The organism is Haladaptatus ordinarius (assembly GCF_054177595.1).
Genome location: NZ_JBPEHH010000005.1, coordinates 43366 through 59850, shown reverse-complemented (window position 1 = coordinate 59850; position 16485 = coordinate 43366). Strand labels below are relative to the sequence as shown.

Annotated in this window: 17 protein-coding genes; 13 read left to right on the top strand and 4 right to left on the bottom strand. The window is 63.3% G+C overall.

Annotation, left to right across the window (positions count from 1 at the left end):
* The first annotated feature begins 6 nt into the window (after nt 1-6).
* From ACR3FF_RS03570 to ACR3FF_RS03560, 3 genes are all read left to right on the top strand, one after another.
* A complete protein-coding gene (locus tag ACR3FF_RS03570; RefSeq protein ID WP_458186114.1) occupies nt 7-1332 on the top strand; it encodes a PQQ-dependent sugar dehydrogenase in 1326 nt (441 codons plus the stop codon).
* 70 nt (nt 1333-1402) lie between these two features.
* A complete protein-coding gene (locus tag ACR3FF_RS03565) occupies nt 1403-2365 on the top strand; it encodes an acetamidase/formamidase family protein (protein WP_458186112.1) in 963 nt (320 codons plus the stop codon).
* Between the two features lie 353 nt (nt 2366-2718).
* Nucleotides 2719-4077, top strand: coding sequence for a vWA domain-containing protein (locus ACR3FF_RS03560; RefSeq protein WP_458186110.1), 1359 nt, complete (start codon nt 2719-2721; stop codon nt 4075-4077).
* On the opposite strand, the gene ACR3FF_RS03555 is transcribed toward ACR3FF_RS03560, so the two are convergent.
* Nucleotides 4064-5131 (bottom strand): zinc-dependent alcohol dehydrogenase family protein, encoded by a 1068-nt coding sequence (locus ACR3FF_RS03555; protein WP_458186108.1) that lies wholly within the window; start codon nt 5129-5131, stop codon nt 4064-4066. The genes ACR3FF_RS03560 and ACR3FF_RS03555 overlap by 14 nt on opposite strands.
* A gap of 325 nt (nt 5132-5456) precedes the next feature.
* Here ACR3FF_RS03555 and ACR3FF_RS03550 point away from each other — a divergent pair, with 325 nt between their 5' ends.
* On the top strand, nt 5457-5879 hold the full coding sequence (locus ACR3FF_RS03550; protein ID WP_458186106.1) for an SCP2 sterol-binding domain-containing protein: 423 nt from the start codon (nt 5457-5459) through the stop codon (nt 5877-5879).
* A 33-nt stretch (nt 5880-5912) separates the two neighbouring features.
* Here the strand turns inward: ACR3FF_RS03550 and ACR3FF_RS03545 are convergent, their stop codons facing one another.
* On the bottom strand, nt 5913-6575 hold the full coding sequence (locus ACR3FF_RS03545; protein ID WP_458186104.1) for a helix-turn-helix domain-containing protein: 663 nt from the start codon (nt 6573-6575) through the stop codon (nt 5913-5915).
* 209 nt (nt 6576-6784) lie between these two features.
* On the opposite strand from ACR3FF_RS03545, the gene ACR3FF_RS03540 reads away from it, so the two are divergent.
* The 5 genes from ACR3FF_RS03540 (at nt 6785) to ACR3FF_RS03520 (ending at nt 12220) form a co-directional block, all read left to right on the top strand.
* Nucleotides 6785-7744, top strand: a complete 960-nt coding sequence (locus tag ACR3FF_RS03540) for a ferritin family protein (RefSeq protein ID WP_458186102.1) — start codon at nt 6785-6787, stop codon at nt 7742-7744.
* Between the two features lie 24 nt (nt 7745-7768).
* Nucleotides 7769-9319, top strand: a complete 1551-nt coding sequence (locus ACR3FF_RS03535) for an aldehyde dehydrogenase family protein (RefSeq protein ID WP_458186100.1) — start codon at nt 7769-7771, stop codon at nt 9317-9319.
* A gap of 147 nt (nt 9320-9466) precedes the next feature.
* Nucleotides 9467-10372 carry a DUF7351 domain-containing protein gene (locus tag ACR3FF_RS03530; RefSeq protein WP_458186099.1) on the top strand — a complete coding sequence of 302 codons (906 nt, stop codon included), beginning with the start codon at nt 9467-9469 and terminating at the stop codon, nt 10370-10372.
* 193 nt (nt 10373-10565) lie between these two features.
* The gene (locus tag ACR3FF_RS03525) at nt 10566-11750 is read left to right on the top strand and encodes an MFS transporter (RefSeq protein ID WP_458186201.1); all 1185 of its coding nucleotides are present in this window, start codon (nt 10566-10568) and stop codon (nt 11748-11750) included.
* A 68-nt stretch (nt 11751-11818) separates the two neighbouring features.
* Nucleotides 11819-12220, top strand: coding sequence for a MaoC family dehydratase (locus tag ACR3FF_RS03520; RefSeq protein ID WP_458186097.1), 402 nt, complete (start codon nt 11819-11821; stop codon nt 12218-12220).
* 142 nt (nt 12221-12362) lie between these two features.
* Here ACR3FF_RS03520 and ACR3FF_RS03515 read toward each other — a convergent pair whose 3' ends face one another.
* Nucleotides 12363-12650, bottom strand: a complete 288-nt coding sequence (locus ACR3FF_RS03515) for a hypothetical protein (RefSeq protein WP_458186096.1) — start codon at nt 12648-12650, stop codon at nt 12363-12365.
* 173 nt (nt 12651-12823) lie between these two features.
* Here ACR3FF_RS03515 and mutL point away from each other — a divergent pair, with 173 nt between their 5' ends.
* Nucleotides 12824-14965 (top strand): DNA mismatch repair endonuclease MutL, encoded by a 2142-nt coding sequence (gene mutL, locus ACR3FF_RS03510; RefSeq protein WP_458186094.1) that lies wholly within the window; start codon nt 12824-12826, stop codon nt 14963-14965.
* 224 nt (nt 14966-15189) lie between these two features.
* On the opposite strand, the gene ACR3FF_RS03505 is transcribed toward mutL, so the two are convergent.
* The gene (locus tag ACR3FF_RS03505) at nt 15190-15690 is read right to left on the bottom strand and encodes a hypothetical protein (RefSeq protein WP_458186092.1); all 501 of its coding nucleotides are present in this window, start codon (nt 15688-15690) and stop codon (nt 15190-15192) included.
* Between the two features lie 4 nt (nt 15691-15694).
* Between ACR3FF_RS03505 and ACR3FF_RS03500 the strand changes: the two genes are divergently transcribed.
* The 3 genes from ACR3FF_RS03500 to ACR3FF_RS03490 all read left to right on the top strand — a co-directional run bounded on the left by ACR3FF_RS03500 (nt 15695) and on the right by ACR3FF_RS03490 (nt 16358).
* Nucleotides 15695-15871, top strand: a complete 177-nt coding sequence (locus tag ACR3FF_RS03500; RefSeq protein ID WP_458186090.1) for a hypothetical protein — start codon at nt 15695-15697, stop codon at nt 15869-15871.
* 31 nt (nt 15872-15902) lie between these two features.
* Nucleotides 15903-16088: a DUF7333 family protein gene (locus tag ACR3FF_RS03495; protein WP_458186088.1), complete on the top strand. Its 186-nt coding sequence runs from the start codon at nt 15903-15905 to the stop codon at nt 16086-16088.
* 93 nt (nt 16089-16181) lie between these two features.
* Nucleotides 16182-16358 carry a hypothetical protein gene (locus ACR3FF_RS03490; protein ID WP_458186087.1) on the top strand — a complete coding sequence of 59 codons (177 nt, stop codon included), beginning with the start codon at nt 16182-16184 and terminating at the stop codon, nt 16356-16358.
* Nucleotides 16359-16485: the final 127 nt, after the last annotated feature.

Genomic DNA, 16485 nt, shown 5'->3' with positions numbered 1-16485 from the left:
GTCGTCATGCAGCGGCGACACTTCCTCACGGCCACCTTCACTGGCCTCTCGGCGACGATAGCCGGCTGTAGCGGGTCCGATACGCTTCCGGACGATTCGAAGACGGACGGCACGACGCAGACCGGAACGATCGGAGAGACGTCGTCCGGTTCTGTCGGCCTGCAGACGCTTGCCAGCGGACTCCAGGCGCCGATAGCCATCACCTTCGCACCCGACGCCGACCGTCGCTTCGTCGCCGACCAGGACGGCCGCATCTACGTCCACGAGTCCGACGGCCTTCGCGACGACCCGTTCCTCGACCTGCGCGATTCGGTCGAGTTCGGCGGCGAGAAGGGATTGTTGGGCATGGCGCTCCATCCCGACTTCGCCGCGAATCGCCGACTGTTCGTCCGCTACAGCGTCTCGCGACGCCCCGGGACGCCCTCGGGGTTCAGTCACACGTTCGTCCTCTCGGAGTTCGAAGCGAGCGAGGACGGCAGGCGAGCGAAGCGCGAGACCGAACGCGCCGTCCTGGAGATTCCCGAACCACAGAGCAACCACAACGCGGGGGACATCACGTTCGGGGACGACGGCTACCTCTACGTGGCGGTCGGCGACGGCGGTTCGGGCGGCGACCAAGGCACGGGCCACGTCGACGACTGGTACGACGCCGTCGGTGGGGGGAACGGGCAGGACGTGACCGAGAACCTCCGGGGGAGCATCCTCCGCATCGACGTCGACGGGCGGACCGACGGAAAAGGCTACGCCGTCCCCGACGACAACCCCCTGGTCGGAACCGACGGCCTGGACGAGCACTTCGCGTGGGGGTTCCGAAACCCGTGGCGGATGTCGTTCGACGACGGCGACCTGTTCGTCGGCGACGTCGGCCAGAGCCGGTTCGAGGAGGTGAGCATCGTCGAGAAGGGCGGCAACTACGGCTGGAACGTGAAAGAAGGCACCCACTGCTACGAGGCGGGCGACTGTCCGGACGAGACTCCGACGAGCGTCCGGGGTGGTGAACCGCTCGTCGACCCCATCGTCGAGTACCCCCACTTGGGCGGGGCAGTCAGCGGGATATCGGTCATCGGCGGCTACGTCTATCGCGGGTCGGCACTGCCGTCGATGGACGGGACGTACGTTTTCGGCGACCTGCGGGCAAACGGGCGGTTGTTCGCCGCGACGCGCCCCGACGGCGGCGGCATGTGGCCGCCGCGAGTGATTTCGGTGGCCGGAGACGATAGTGCGAAGCTCGAACAGATACTCTCGTTCGGTCGCGACGCATCCGGAGAGCTGTACGTACTCGGCACCGGTGAGAACGGTGGTGGCGTTCACCGTCTCGTCCCCGCCGAATGAGTGTATCGTGTCGTTCGAAACGAACGCGTACGCGGTCGTTTCATGAGGGATGCGCACATACCTTGCGGCAATGCCGACCACTGCAGATCATCACATCACCGCAGCGGACGAACACGTCCACACGACGTGGAGCCGTGAACGCGAGCCGGTCCGAACGGTCGAATCCGGCGACGTCCTGACCTTCGAGTGTCGCGACGCGACGAACGGCCGACTCGACGCGAACGCGACCGTGGCCGACGTGTACTCGCTCGCAGACGACTCCACCGGCCACCCGTTGACCGGGCCGGTCGCCGTGGCCGACGCTCGTCCGGGGGACGTGCTCGCGGTCGACCTCCTCGAATTCGAACACGACGGTATCGGTTTTTCGTACTTCTACCCCGGCGACGAAGGGTGGGGCCTGCTCCCGGAGGATTTCCCCGACCCGGGGCTCCACGTCTGGGATCTCGACGACGGCGTCGGCACGTTCGTCGACGGCATCGAAGTCCCGCTCGATCCGTTCCCCGGCAATCTCGGCGTCGCCCCCGCCGAAGCGCGAGACCACAGCACGACGCCGCCACGTCGCGTCGGCGGGAATCTCGACGTGAAACATCTCACGGCCGGCTCGTCGCTGTACCTCCCGGTCGAGGTCGACGGGGCGCTGTTCAGCGTCGGCGACTGTCACGCTGCACAGGGTGACGGCGAGGTCTGTGTCACGGGAATCGAAGCGTCGATGACGGTGACGGCACGGCTCCGAGTGCTCTCCGACGTGGAGGTCGAACAGCCACAGTTCGAGACTACGGGCCCGTTCTCGGCAGACGGCGACCCTATGTACGCGACCACCGGCATCAGCGACGACCTGATGGATGCGACGAAGAAGGCGACCAGACACATGATTACGCATCTCCACGAGCGACACGAGTTGACGCGCACGGAGGCGTACTTGCTGTGTTCGGCGGTAGTAGACCTGAAAATCAACGAAGTCGTCGACGAACCGAACTGGGTCGTCTCGGCGTACGTTCCACAGTCTATCTTTCCGGAGCGAAGCGGCCGGTGACCGTCTGACGGAGAACGGGAGGAGTTTCCTGTAGTCGGTGACGACTCCCGCGACGACCCTTCTGGGGGTGCCAGACGGTCGCTGTGACGACCCGCGTCGAATCTGGGACCGCGAGGAAACCGATAGTCGGTCCCTAGCGAATCGTCTCGGGGCTTTCTCATCGACGACAATCTGGGGTTCAACCGGTAGAAGGCCTTAGAGAGACCCTTTCGTTCCACGAGTGAGCGCCTATCGACCCGTAATCGAGCGCATATATTCGATACTCACTGGAGAACACCGGTTCGTTGCCCCCTGCCAACGAGGGTCGTCCGCCAACGAGGCGGAGACACCGTGGTCGGGGCACACAACCAACGATGTCAGACAAGAAATTCGAATTCTCACGACGGAAAGCACTGCTCGGTCTCAGCACCATCGGTGCCGGTGCCGCCTTCGGCGGCGCAGGGACGATGGCGTTCCTGAACGACCCCGAAATGATAGAAAACAACGTGGTGACTGCCGGGAACCTCGACCTGAAGATAGACTGGGAAGAACACTACAATGGCGAGATTATCGAAACACAGCCACCGGCCGACAACCCCGGCCCCATCTTCGAACTCGACGACGTGAAACCGGGCGACTACGGTGAGGCGACCATCAGCCTCCACGTGTACGACAACCCCGCGTACATCTGGCTGGCCGGCGAGTTGACGGCGAGCGAAGAGAACGGCCAGCGCGAACCCGAACTGGAGACCGAGGGCGAAGACGGTGACGGAATCGGCGAACTCGCAGACGCCATCTACGCACGCCTCTGGTACGATGACGACTGTGACAACAAGTTCGACCGCGTCGCGGGCGGACAGGAACTGGAAGTCGCGCTCGTGAGCGACGACTCCGGGTCGATGAGGGGAAGCAATCTGACCGCACTCAAGACCGCGGCGACGGGCTTCGTCGACAACTTCAGTTCACCGGACGAAGGGGCTGCCATCTCCTTCTCGTACGGTGCCACGGTCGACCAGGAACTCACGACGAACTACGAGGCGATCAAGTCCGCGATTGGTGGCTACACGGCGGGCGGCGGGACGGACATCGCCGCAGGCATCGAGGCTGCGAGGGATGAACTCCTCAACGGGACGAACGCGACCGCGAGCGCCACGAAGGTGATGGTGCTATTGAGCGACGGCAGAAGCGACGAGGCGGCCGCTAAGGACAAGGCCACCATCGCGAAGGGAGACGGCATCCGCATCATCACCGTCGCCCTCGGGTCGGGCGCGGACACGACCCTCATGGAGGAAATCGCCAGTTCACCCGACGACGCCTACGTCGGCGGCATCGACGACCTCGGAACGATTTACTCCAGCATCGCGACCAGCATCTTCAGCGGCGAGCAGGTCATCACGGAAGGGACGCTCACGGAAGTGCTCGCCTATCTGAACGGCGATATCGCACTCGACGGCGACCGGAGCACGGAGGAGGTCGACTGTTACACCGCGAACACGAAACACTGCCTCGGGTTCGAGTGGTGGCTCCCGAAGGAGGCGGCAACGAAGTTCAGTCCGACAGCGCGACGTTCGACTTCGACTTCTACGCCAAACAGTGCCGGCACAACCCGTCCCCCGCGAATCCCTGGGCTGCCGACAGCTGAGCATGCCGAACGAACGGTCGAACACAAGGAGACGACGCGGTCGGCGGCCACGCCCCTGTTCGTCTCGGACGAACGGTTCAGAACTCGGTGACGACGGGGATACCGACCGTGTCGTAGTCACCCAACGAGGCGACCGTCTTCGGAACGTCTTCGAGCGCTATCGTCTCGGCGACGATTTCTCCCGGATCTATCGTTCCGTGTTCCATCATCCGGAGTATCTCTCCGTACCTGCTCGGCGGCATCCCGAACGCGCCGTAGAAGTCGCGTTCGTCCATGGCCATCACGTCGACGGGCAGCGACACCTCGCCTTCCTCTTCCTGCGTGGTCAGTCCAATCTGGAGGTGCTGGCCGGCTTTCCCCAGACTGTTCACCGAGTTCCGACAGGTCTCGGCGATGCCGAGCGCGTCGACGGAGACGTCGACCCCGCGACTTCCGTCAGTGACCTGTTTGACGGCCTGTGGGACGTCTGCGACTTCGGTCGCGGGAATCGTCTCGACCGCTCCGAGCGACTCGGCCTTCGCGAGGGCCTGGTCGTCGATGTCGACGGCCACGACGTTCGCACCGAGTGCGTCGGCGATGTGAACCGCCGAGAGGCCGACGCCGCCACAGCCGTGTACCGCGACCCAATCGCCCGGCGTCAGTTCGACGCGGTGGGCGAGTCCGTGATACGCGGTGGCGAACCGACAGCCAAGACCGGCGACGCTCACGGGGTCAACGTCGTCGGGGAGGAGGACCGCGTTCTGGTCCGCTGCCCGGACCGGGAACCGCTCTGCGAACCCGCCTGGTGCCATCTCCAGAAACCCCATCGGAACCATCCGTTCGCAGATGTTTCCTCGTCCGTTTCGACAGTGAACGCACGTCCCGTCGCTGAGGTTGAACGGTGCGGTGACCCGGTCACCTTCACGGATTCGCTCGACGTCGTCGCCGACGTCGACCACGCGGCCGACGGCCTCGTGGCCGAAAATGAGTCCCTCGGTCGGGATGACGCCGATCCAGTCCCAGTCACCTTGCCAGGCGTGCCAGTCGCTCCGACAGACGCCACAGGCTTCGGTTTCGACGACGACCTCGTCGTCGGCTGGTTGCGGTTCATCGACTTCCTCGACCTGGAGCGGTTCGTTCGCCCCTTTGAATACGGCGGCTCGCATGATTCGTCGTCGTTCAGAGCGTCGATGAAAGTTGGGCACGGTATACGAGGTACGTTTTAGGGAGAGCGATTCCACCACATCACGGGGCCGACTCTGCGGGCAGAACCGGCGTCCCCGAACGTCGAACGGGGTTCGGGGCGGTCCAGTAGCTGGAGATGACGTTCGCTCACGGGAGGATTCGTAGCGAGAAGGCACGGAGAACGGGCCACGAACGGTTCGTATAAACGCCCCAGTAATCGGGGGCTCAATCCTTAACGACGTACCGTCACACGCTACGAAGTGGTACTACCACACCACGAACGACTGAGACGGAGGACGACAAGCTATGACATACGATTTTCCATCCGAAGAATGGATCGAACGCTGGGAACAGGTCGTCGCGAACGACGAGGAGTATCGACAGAAGGGCCAGGGCTGGGGCGTCGGTTTCAACGGAGACTTCGTCTTCCACCTGCAGGCGGACGACCGGCTTCCCGAAGACCGGTATTTCTTCATCGGACTCGAAGACGGGGACATCTTCGACTGCCACGAGATAGACGGTCTCGACGAAACTGATTACGGATTCGTCTTCCGCGGCGATTACGGCGACTGGGTTCGCATGACGCAGGGAGAGGTCGGTGCAATCGACGGCATGATGAGCGGAACCTTCGACCTCGAAGGCGATATGCAACGGCTGTTGCAGTACTCCGACGCTGCGTCCCGCCTCGTCGGCTGTTCGAGCGAGGTCGAGAGCGAATACGTGTACTGACGCCGCGGCGTCGGCGAGTTTCCGAGCGATGAATCAGGTTTTCGTTCCGATCGTGACGAGTTCCGAGAAGATGTGCGATTCGATTTTGCGCAGGTGCTCCCCGACGGTGCTGGGGTTCAGATTCAAACTGGTGGCGATGTGTTCGTGCGTCGACTGTCTGGGGACGCGGTAGTATCCCGCCTCGACGGCTTCGACGAGAATCTCGCGCTGGCGGTCGGTCAGTTTCGTGTACGAATCGTCGATAGCAGCGTGATAATCGCCGTTCGATTCGAGCGAGATGACGAGGGGGTCCGGAATCTTGCCGATAGCGGACTGTAACGTCGAATCGTCACCGACGAGTCTGACGCGGACACCGCCCCGTTCGATGCACTCTATCGGTGTGTCGAGGACGATTTCGTGCATCTGGACGATCGTGAGCAGTGCTTCGACGGTGAAGTTCGTCTCGAAGTGGACGTAGACGAGTCCACCTTCGCTATCGGAGACGTCGACGGCGATGATGTCCGGGTGAGACGACAACAGTTCGTCCACCTTGTGGAAATCACCGCGGAGTTCGTAGAGAACGACGCACGTGCCGTCGTTCAGGAGGTTGATCTCTCGAATCGACTCTCGTGTCACGTCGGGGTCGGTGTACAGTTTCCAATCGGCCGGATGCAGTCCCCCGTCGTCCGGCGTGATGGTGATGGTAGCATAGCGCATATAGGGAGAAGACCGAACGGTGTGAACTTTCTTTTGCCGTGTAGACGCGGTACTATATATGCGGCCGCCGGAGTCGGCTCTCAGCGTCGGGGTGCGGCCGGGTCGTCCGTCGGTCGACCGCTGGCATTCCGACCTTCGGTGCTGTATTAAATTCGCCGTGTATCGATGGCATCACTGCTATCGTGGCCCGTGATAACACACGACCGTCTATGACACAGGTCAGAGATACCAGCCGAGACCTCAGACTGAACCCGGACGGTATATCCGGCGGATACTTCCGTCACGCGGTGTACAACCACTGGGATCCGTACGAGGACATCCCACAGGAGATGATTGAGCAGGACTTAGAGAACCTCCTCGCCGACGACCAGCTGACGGCCGACGAGTTCTACGAACTCCAGAAGGTCGTCGCCCTCTTCGGCGCTGGCGAAGAAGCGGTCACTGAGGACCTCGCACCGTTGATGTCGGTACTGGAGAACATCGACGACCAGATGTTCATCTCCTCACAGATATACGAGGAGGCGAAACACACCCAGTTTTTCGACCGGTACTGGCGCGAGGTGATAAATCCCGCCGCCGAGGAACTCGGATGCGAGCAGCTAAAGCCGACGAATCAGGAGTTTTTCAACGATGCGTACATGGGTATCTTCGACGACACCGAGGCGGCGATGCAGCGATTGCGTTCGGAAGATACGCCCACGAACCGCGTGAAAGCGTACAGTCACTACCACCTGGTCGTCGAGAGCGTCCTCGCACAGACCGGCTACTGGGGAATCACGTCGACGTTCAGCGACCGCGGTTCGGACGAGGTGCCGACGCGCGACCTTCCGCACCTCGAAGGCCTCGTCGACGGCGTCAGTTACATCAGAGCTGACGAAGGCCGGCACGTCGGCTTCGGAATGCACAAGGTGCAAAGTCACATCCGCGAGGACGGCGTCGACCCGCAGGTCGTCCACGACACGCTACAAAACCTGATGGGCAACGTGGCGAACGTCGTCTCCACGTTCGGTGACGCGACCAACCCGGTGCCACTCGTCGATTACGCACGAAACAAACTCACTCGCCGCATCGAGATAATCACGAACGACGAGAACGAGATTCCCAAGGTAGAGGAACTGGTCAAACTCGACGACGAGCCAGTGGCCGGCCGGGTTTCGGCCAACGACTGAGAGTCCAATCGGAGACACGACGCCATGCAACACGAAAACCACCGTGAGCACGGAGCGGTACACGAGGATATCAGGGAGCACCATCGGTCCATCGCCGACCGGATACTGCCGGACGAGCCGTACGGACTACTCGTCGGCGGCGAGTGGGTCGACGCCGACGGCGGGGAGACGAGCGAGGCAGTCGACGCGACGACGGGGGAGCGACTGGCGACCTATCAGTCCGGAATGCGAGACGACGTCGACCGGGCGGTCGCGGCCGCACAGGAGGCGTTCGACGGCCCGTGGGGGGAGCTATCCGCAACACAGCGTGGTGAGGCGCTGTCGGATATCGCCGACGCAATCGAGGAGCGGAAGGTCGAACTCGCCCGCCTCGACTCGCTGGAGATGGGCAAACCGAACCAGCACTCGTTGTTCGTCGACATGACGATAACCATCGAGCAGTTCCGCCACTTCGCGGGCGTCGCACGGACGGCCGACGCGGGTCGCCACCCCTCCACGAGCGACGACAAACTGTGTTACACGCGGAGCGAGCCGTACGGAGTCGTCGGACAGATAAGCGCGTGGAACTTCCCGTCGATGTTCGTCGCGTGGAAGACCGCCCCCGCTCTCGCGGCCGGGAACACGGTCGTGTTCAAACCCGCGAATCGGGCGGTCCTCTCGACGCTCGAAATCGGGCGACTGATGGACCGAATCCTCCCGGATGGGACGGTCAACGTCGTGACCGGGAAGGGTTCCGAGGTCGGCGCGGCGATAGCAAACCACGAAGGCGTTCGGAAGGTCGCACTCACCGGTTCGACGGCGGCCGGGCGGTCGGTGATGCAGGACGCCGCAGAGACGATTACGCCGGTGTCGCTCGAACTGGGCGGGAAGAGTCCGAACATCGTCTTTCCCGACGCCGACCTGGAGAAGGCCGTCGAGGGGACGCTCATCAGCATCTTCTTCAATCAGGGCGAGCAGTGTACGGCCGGTTCACGATTGTACCTCCACGAGGACATCGCAGACGAGTTTTTGGAACGATTCACCGCCGAGATGGACCGACTCACCGTGGGCGACCCGCTCGATTCGACCACCGATATCGGCCCGCTCGTCGACTTCGACCACCTCGAAAGCGTCCGTTCGTACGTCGAGACGGCGAAAGCAGAGGGTGCCGAGGTGCTCGTCGGCGGGGGGCGACCGGAGGAACCGGAGACGGACGGCGCACCGTTCTTCGAACCGACCGTTCTCGTGGACGTCGAACCGGACCACTCCGTCGCGCGCGAGGAGATATTCGGGCCGGTCGTCTCCGTGTTCGAGTGGAGCGAGAAAGACGAGGTAATCGAACTGGCCAACGACACGGAGTTTGGCCTGACCTCCGGCGTCTGGACGACGGACCTCGAAACGGCACACGAGATGGCCGCCGCTATCGAAGCCGGGACCGTCTGGATAAACACGTACAACGAACTCTTCGACAACGTGCCCCACGGCGGGTACAAACAGAGCGGCATCGGACGAGAACTCGACGTCGAGGCGTTCGAAGCCTACCGTCAGACGAAGACGGTCGTGTGTAACTTCGGGAATCTCCCGCGACTCGGGTGAGTTCGCTCGAATCGACGGTCGACGGTCGACTCCCGTCCACCGGATCGTCTGCGGAGTATCGAGGCGGGGAGGTCACCACCGTGCTCTGGGGTGACCAGCGGCCACGCTCGGTGAACGCTTATGATACCTGGCGAGCAACTGTCTCCGATGGCAGAGGAGACGGTCGAGCGAACCGGGGAAGAACAACTCGACTCGACTGACGTGTTCTCGTTGCTGGGCAACGAGACGAGGATGGAGATTACGAGCGTCCTCCACGACGGTCCCGTCGAGCCACCCGTCTCGTTTTCCACCCTCTACGACCACGTCGATATCGGGTACACGTCGAAGTTTAACTATCACCTCGGGAAGCTCACGCCACACTTCGTCTCGAAGGGCGACGACGGCTACGAGTTGACGTCGGCGGGCAGACGACTCGCACGTGCGGTGGCAGCCGGAACGTACACCGAGATTCCACGCCTCGACCCGTTCGATATCGACGGTGCCTGCTACGCCTGTGGTGAGCCGTCGTTGTCGGCGTCCTACGAGGACGAGATTTTCACCATCGAGTGTCGGGACTGTCGCGAAGTCGTCCTCAAAGCGCGTGTCCCACCGACCGTAGTGCGCGGACGGGACCCCGACGACGTCGTCGACGCCTTCGAACAGTGGTCTACGTTCCAGGTCCGGCAGGCACAGCGGGGCATCTGTCCCGACTGTGGCGGGCCGGTCGACGGGTCCGTCACCGACGACCTCTCGGAGACCATCGAGTTCGACGCGGCCGTGGTCTTCGAGTGTGCGATTTGCGGGCGGCGGGCGATAACGTCGTTCGGTGCGGTCGCCGCCCGGCATCCGACGGTTCGAGCGTTTCACCGACGACGAGGGGAACCGCTCCGAGACCGACGACTCTGGGAGATCGACCAGTTCATCCGCGGCGAGCACGTCGATATCCGCTCCCGAGACCCGTGGTTGGTCCGGGTCTCGTTTTACGCCGACGGTGACGCCTGCCACGTCGAAATCGACGAGACGCTCGAGGTCGTCCACGACGAAATCGTATCCGACGACCGACCCGACAATTGACCGCCGTCCGTCGCGGTGACCGATTCAGACGACGGCCGACCGTCGACCGGTCGTTCCGACGGTGCGAACCGATGGAATTGTAACCTACGTTTCAAAACCCGATTTGTGAAGTTATCAGTACAAAAATATATTCAGCGAAAAGTGATATGCTCGGCCGATATACGAAGTGCACGTGGGAGAATAGAAACGGGTCATCTGGACGTATTACCTCTTCAAAGCGACTACCTCGTACGGGTTCATCGTCCCGTTCTCCGTTCTCTATCTCCGACAGCAGGGGTACGGACTCGACGTCATCGGGTACACGCAGGCTACGTTTCTGTTCGCTATCGTCGCGATGGAGATTCCCGCGGGGTACGTCGGAGACCGAATCGGGCGACGAGCGAGTCTCGCCGTGGGGAACGTCGTCACCGTCGTTGTCATGGGTGGCTACCCGTTCGTCGAGTCGGTGGCCGGCTGGGTCGTCCTCTACGTCCTCTGGGGTGTCGCCTGGTCGTTCCACTCCGCGACCGGTGACGCGTGGTTGTACGACTTCCTCGACCAGCGTGCCGACGCGTCCGCGTTCGCGCGTGCGAGTGGTCGAAGTGAGAGCGTTCAACTCGCCATCTCGGCGGTCGCCGCGGTCACCGCGGGCGTCCGCTACACCGTCGAGCCCGACCTCCCGTTCTTCGCGAACGCCGCGCTGGCTGCGACCGGCGTCCCGCTGGTCGCTTCGCTCCCGGCCACACGCGTTAAACGAGACACCGTCGTGACGGTACGGGAAGTGCTTCAGGCCCTCCGCCTCCAGCTCCACCGGTCCGAAGTTCGGTGGCTCGTCCTCTACTCCGCACTGTTCAACGTTCTCTTTTCCGCGACCCGCTGGCTCGAACAGCCCACACTCGAAGCGGTCGGGTTCCCGCTGGCCGGCTTCGGCGTCCTCTACGCCAGTTTCAAATTCGTCACGGCGGGCGCGATGTTGAAGACGGGATGGGTCCAGGACCGCCTCGGACCGCGACTGCTCTTCCTGTCGCTCGTTCCCATCTGTGGACTCGCGTACGGAACCGTCGCACTCCTCCCGGCGTTCGCCGTCCCGGTGATATACTTGCGGCGCGTGCTGGACCGCATCTCCACCCCGATTCGAAACCAGTATCTGAACGACAGGCTGGACGGCGTCGGCCGCGCGACCGTTCTCTCGGGCGTGTCGATGGTGCTGAGTCTCGCCAGCGGTCTCTTCAACGCAATCCTCGGGCGGGCAGCGGAGGCGACGGGACCGACCGCCTTCCTCCCGATACTCGGACTCGCGGTCGTCCTCGTCGCCGGGGTGCTCTGGGTCGGGACCGCACCGGTTCGACCCACGAAGCGGTCGACGACCGGCACGCAGCGGGGCGCTCGGTCGGACTAGCCGCCCGGTCGGTTCCTCGTTCACATGTTAACCCGGCGATTCATCCCGACCGCCGACGCAGTGTTCGTATGCCAGTCGCAGGTGTCGGAGACTCGACGGCGAGCACGCTCGAAGTGACACAGGAACGAATCGACCAGTTCGCGGCCCTGACCGGCGACGACAATCCACTTCACGTCGACCCGGCGTACGCGTCCGAGGGACTGTTCGGCGGCCGTGTCGCACACGGCGCGCTCACGGCGAGCGTCGTCAGCGCCGCACTCGCTAAACTCGACGGAGACGTCGTCTTTCTCTCGCAGAACGTCGCGTTCGAGAACCCGGTGCGGCCCGGCGAGGAGGTCACGGCGACTGCCACCGTCGTCGAAGCCCTCGGTGACGACCTACTCGAAGTCGAAATCGGTGCCGAGACGAACAGACCGGTGCTCTCCGGGGAGGTGACCGTCCTCTCACTACCCCACGAGAAAGACGACTGAACCCGGAGAGAGTACCGTAAGCGAGGACTGGACGGGGCAGACGTACTCCGGGGGAACGGAGACGGGAAACGCGACAGGGGTCGGCGACGAAACGAACGGAAAGAGGAAACGTGTCCCGGTTCGCTCCGTGATTGTTTCGTCGTCAGCGCGTGATTTCGATGTCGTCGGCCTCGCCTGCGACAGTCCAGTCGTCGTCGCCGAGACTGTAGTGGCGAACTTCGGGCGTCGTCCACTCGCCTTCGACGTACTCCGCACTGACCTCGCACCGCCGAATCTGCTTCTCGCGCGGTTCGATCTCGAGACGGAACCGGTCGTCGGGCATGTAGTCTATCGGACTCGCTGGGCCCTCGAACGCCGTTCCATCGGTGAGTTCGATTCTGACGTGGTTGCCTAGAGTTACGACTTCTAGTGTCTCAGTGAACGATTCCATGTCAGGCGTTCACACGGGTGGGGTAAGAGTAAACGTTGTGGCCCGCATCGACGGGGATTCGTGATAGGTTAGTCCCTCTCGACGCGAACGAGTACGGGAGAACCGTTCGAGCCTCGAAGAGACCGGCGAGAGCACACGAACTTTGAAGAAGCCAGGACGAAACGGTACGAGAGATGACCGACGGCGAGACGAACATCCGCCCGCTTTCCGAGACGACCGTCCAGCGAATCGCGGCAGGGGAGGTGGTCGAGCGACCGGCCTCAGTGGTCAAGGAACTGGTCGAAAACAGCCTCGACGCGGACGCATCGCGCATCACGGTGCGGGTCGAGGGCGGCGGAACCGAGCGAATCGTCGTCACCGACGACGGTGTGGGAATGAGCGAAGCGGACGTACAGGTCGCCGTCGAAGAGCACACGACGAGCAAGATTCGAGACATCGACGACCTGGAATCGGGGGTCGCCACGCTCGGGTTCCGCGGCGAGGCGCTCTACACCATTGGCGCGGTGTCGCGGACGACCATCCGGACCAAGCCGAGGGGTGGCGAACGCGGCACCGAACTCCGACTCGCGGGGGGTGACGTAACGCACGTCGGGCCGGCAGGCTGTCCGGAGGGAACGACCGTCGAGGTCACGGACCTCTTTTTCAACACCCCGGCCCGCGAGAAGTACCTGAAGACCGATACGACCGAGTTCTCGCACGTCAATCGCGTCGTCACGCAGTACGCGCTGGCGAACCCTGACGTGGCGTTCTCGCTGGAACACGACGGGCGCGAGGTGTTCTCGACGACCGGGCAGGGAGACCTCCAGTCGACGATTCTGTCGGTGTACGGGCGCGAGGTCGCGACCGCGATGATCGCCGTGGACGGTTCACAGGAGGTGGACGTCTCGGGATTCGTCAGCCACCCCGAGACGACCCGGAGCACCCGCGAGTACGTCGCAACCTACGTCAACGGGCGGTACGTCCGGTCCGCGGTCGTCCGAAAGGCCGTCCTCTCGGCCTACGGCAACCAGCTCGCGCCCGACCGCTATCCGTTCGCCGTCCTCTTTCTCGACGTGCCGGGCGACTCGGTGGACGTCAACATCCACCCTCGAAAATGGGAGGTCAGATTCTCTAGCGAGGGGACGGTTCGCCGGAGCGTCCGCGACGCCGTGGAAGACGCCCTGCTGGACGAAGGCCTCGTCAGGTCGTCCGCACCCCGCGGTCGCTCCGCACCCGGTGAAACCGACGTGACGCCCGAAGGGGTGCAATCTGAACTCGACGCCGGAGATGCCGGTGACACAGGCGACGGTAGCGACGCCACGAAGGACACGGACGATGCGCAAACAGAGCGAGCGGAGACGGCCGGAACACCGCAGACGCGAACCGACCGGACGCCCAGTTCGAACCACGCCAGCAGTTCACAGACTCGTCGGGGAGCGACCGACTTCGAGAGTTCCGAGACTGGAGCACACTCGAACCCGACCGGCGGTGGCTCCGCCACCGCGAGCGAGCGACACGAGTCGGTACCGTCACGGTCGGAGACCGACGAGAACCGACGTTCGACGACGGAACACGACTCGACGACGGGTGACGATTCGCCGTCAGCGCGTCACCCTCATCGGGACCCCGAGCGGAAGTTCCGCGCGCCGACCGAAGCGGGAACGTTGGACGACTCGTCCGATGGAGAGGCCGACGCGGAACGCGAGGAGTTCGACCTTCTCCCACCGATGCGCGTTCTCGGACAACTGCACGAAACGTACGTCGTCGCCGAGACGCCCGACGGGTTGGTGCTCGTCGACCAGCACGCCGCCGACGAGCGCGTCAACTACGAACGACTCCGTGAACAGTTCGCGGGTGACACGACGACGCAGGTGCTCGCCTCGCCGGTGGAACTCGAACTGACCGCGGCGGAGGCTACACTGTTCGACGAGTATCGGGAGTCGCTGGCACGACTCGGGTTCCACGCCGCACGCACGGGAGACCGGACGGTCGAGGTGACGACGGTGCCAGCCGTGTTAAGCGAGACGCTCGCACCGGCCCTCCTGCGGGACGTACTGAGCGAGTTCGTCTCGACCGACCCGGACGAACGCGACAGCAATTCGGCGGCGGCGGTGGCCGACGCGCTCATCTCCGACCTCGCGTGTTACCCGTCGGTCACCGGAAACACGTCGCTCCGCGAGGGTGACGTAGTGAAACTGCTCTCGGAACTGGACGACTGTGAGAACCCCTACGCCTGTCCACACGGGCGGCCGGTCGTCATCGAACTCGACCGTGCGGAAATCGAAGACCGATTCGAACGCGACTATCCGGGTCACGCGGGGCGTCGGGCGGAGTGAGCGTCGCAGGAGGCGTGAGGCAAAAGGCGAGTAAGAGAGTGGCCCCGAGGCGTTCGTCGTCGATGAACGTGGCCGGACGGGAACGAGTGAATCGAAACTTAGTGGTCTTTTTTTCGAACCGGTAAGGGGAAAGTTCTTATCTGCTGGCCGAATCAAGCCACAGTATGGCACGCGGGATGAGTCAGGGAGGACTCATCGACGCGATACGGTACGACATACGACAGTTACACACGGGGTGGATGTCGCTTTTCTTCCCACGTTAGCGACAGCAAGCACACTCCGTCCTCGGGAAGTGGGAGCCACAGAGCACGTCCGGCAAAGTAGCCTATCGTGGATGGAGCGTGGTCGGGACGGTCGTCGTCGCCCTGCTCTATCCGTTCGTCCTGTTCGGATTCGCGGCTCGCTACTACACGAGTCGCATCGACCGGACGGCGGCGAGTCTCGGAGTGCTGGGGGTCATCCTGCTCTCGCTGGTCGTCTGGGGCGGCCTCGCGGCACTGACGCGAGTCCGTTTCTCGCAGGAGGGGTTTTTCGCCGTGGTCGCCGCCGGCGGCGTCGCCACCGTCGCGGCCGTGCTGGCGTCCCTCACCAGTACGTACGGTGGCCGGACGACGACGGTGCTGTTTGCCTACCCGTTCGGCATGACGGACTGTTCTTGCCCCCGTCGTCGCGGCGTTGTAGTCGCCGACGCTCTCGCAGGTCGTCTTCCCGAACAGCGAGTCCATCGCGGTGTGGCTGCTCGACAATGTGCTCACCTACGGCGACGTGAACGACTACCTCCGGACGCGGTACGCCCTCGAAGGGCTGGCCTACGTCGGCATGTGGTTCGGCATCGCGGTGCCACTCGGCTGGTTGCTGGGCTTTCTGGTGACGCTGGCGAATCTCATGCGCCTGAAATCGGAGTAAGCCTTTTCAACGAGTCGACTAACCCTCTCGTATGAAGTTCGACGAAGTTACGACGGCGGTCGCGTTCCTCGTCCTCCTGGCAGTCGTCCTCGGCGGGACGCTGACGAGTGGCATGCCACAGACGATTTCGATGATGGTCAGCGGCGGACTGGTCGTCTTCGGCGCACTCGTGCTGGGACTGGGCGTAAAACACGGCGAGTACCGAGCAACGCGGTGAGTTCGGGACAAAACACTTATACTACCGATTAGGAACGAAAGCATGGAGACGACGTGAGCGGCGTTCGGACTCGTCACGATACTCGTTGGCGTGGTGAGCGTCCGGTACGCTCACGTCCTCGCCGGCTGGAGCGATCAGATGGACGCCATCGGTAGCAAACGCGACTCGCGCGAGGTCGAGGCCGCCGAGTGGAAGATAGCGCTCTACCTCCTCGGGGCGCTCGGTATCGTTCTCTTCGGCCTGTATCTGCTCGTGACGGCCCTGCTCTGAGCAGGTTCCGTCACGCCGCCCGTCCGACTGCGAGGATATAATTCGACGCTGACAAATACTGGCCAGGATAGTCGGTCGTGTTCGCGAACTCAAGCGAGTTCTTGAACGACGCTTCAAGGCGCTCCAC

What these genes read in the sequence shown, in the direction of transcription:
- ACR3FF_RS03570 (WP_458186114.1), top strand. Translation starts at nt 7, where the DNA reads ATGCAGCGGCGACACTTCCTCACGGCCACCTTCACTGGCCTCTCGGCG.
- ACR3FF_RS03550 (WP_458186106.1), top strand. Translation starts at nt 5,457, where the DNA reads ATGACATACGATTTTCCATCCGAAGAATGGATCGAACGCTGGGAACAG.
- mutL (WP_458186094.1), top strand. Translation starts at nt 12,824, where the DNA reads ATGACCGACGGCGAGACGAACATCCGCCCGCTTTCCGAGACGACCGTC.
- ACR3FF_RS03535 (WP_458186100.1), top strand. Translation starts at nt 7,769, where the DNA reads ATGCAACACGAAAACCACCGTGAGCACGGAGCGGTACACGAGGATATC.
- ACR3FF_RS03555 (WP_458186108.1), bottom strand. Translation starts at nt 5,131, where the DNA reads ATGCGAGCCGCCGTATTCAAAGGGGCGAACGAACCGCTCCAGGTCGAG.
- ACR3FF_RS03560 (WP_458186110.1), top strand. Translation starts at nt 2,719, where the DNA reads ATGTCAGACAAGAAATTCGAATTCTCACGACGGAAAGCACTGCTCGGT.
- ACR3FF_RS03515 (WP_458186096.1), bottom strand. Translation starts at nt 12,650, where the DNA reads ATGGAATCGTTCACTGAGACACTAGAAGTCGTAACTCTAGGCAACCAC.
- ACR3FF_RS03505 (WP_458186092.1), bottom strand. Translation starts at nt 15,690, where the DNA reads ATGGACTCGCTGTTCGGGAAGACGACCTGCGAGAGCGTCGGCGACTAC.
- ACR3FF_RS03545 (WP_458186104.1), bottom strand. Translation starts at nt 6,575, where the DNA reads ATGCGCTATGCTACCATCACCATCACGCCGGACGACGGGGGACTGCAT.
- ACR3FF_RS03530 (WP_458186099.1), top strand. Translation starts at nt 9,467, where the DNA reads ATGGCAGAGGAGACGGTCGAGCGAACCGGGGAAGAACAACTCGACTCG.
- ACR3FF_RS03565 (WP_458186112.1), top strand. Translation starts at nt 1,403, where the DNA reads ATGCCGACCACTGCAGATCATCACATCACCGCAGCGGACGAACACGTC.
- ACR3FF_RS03520 (WP_458186097.1), top strand. Translation starts at nt 11,819, where the DNA reads ATGCCAGTCGCAGGTGTCGGAGACTCGACGGCGAGCACGCTCGAAGTG.
- ACR3FF_RS03540 (WP_458186102.1), top strand. Translation starts at nt 6,785, where the DNA reads ATGACACAGGTCAGAGATACCAGCCGAGACCTCAGACTGAACCCGGAC.
- ACR3FF_RS03495 (WP_458186088.1), top strand. Translation starts at nt 15,903, where the DNA reads ATGAAGTTCGACGAAGTTACGACGGCGGTCGCGTTCCTCGTCCTCCTG.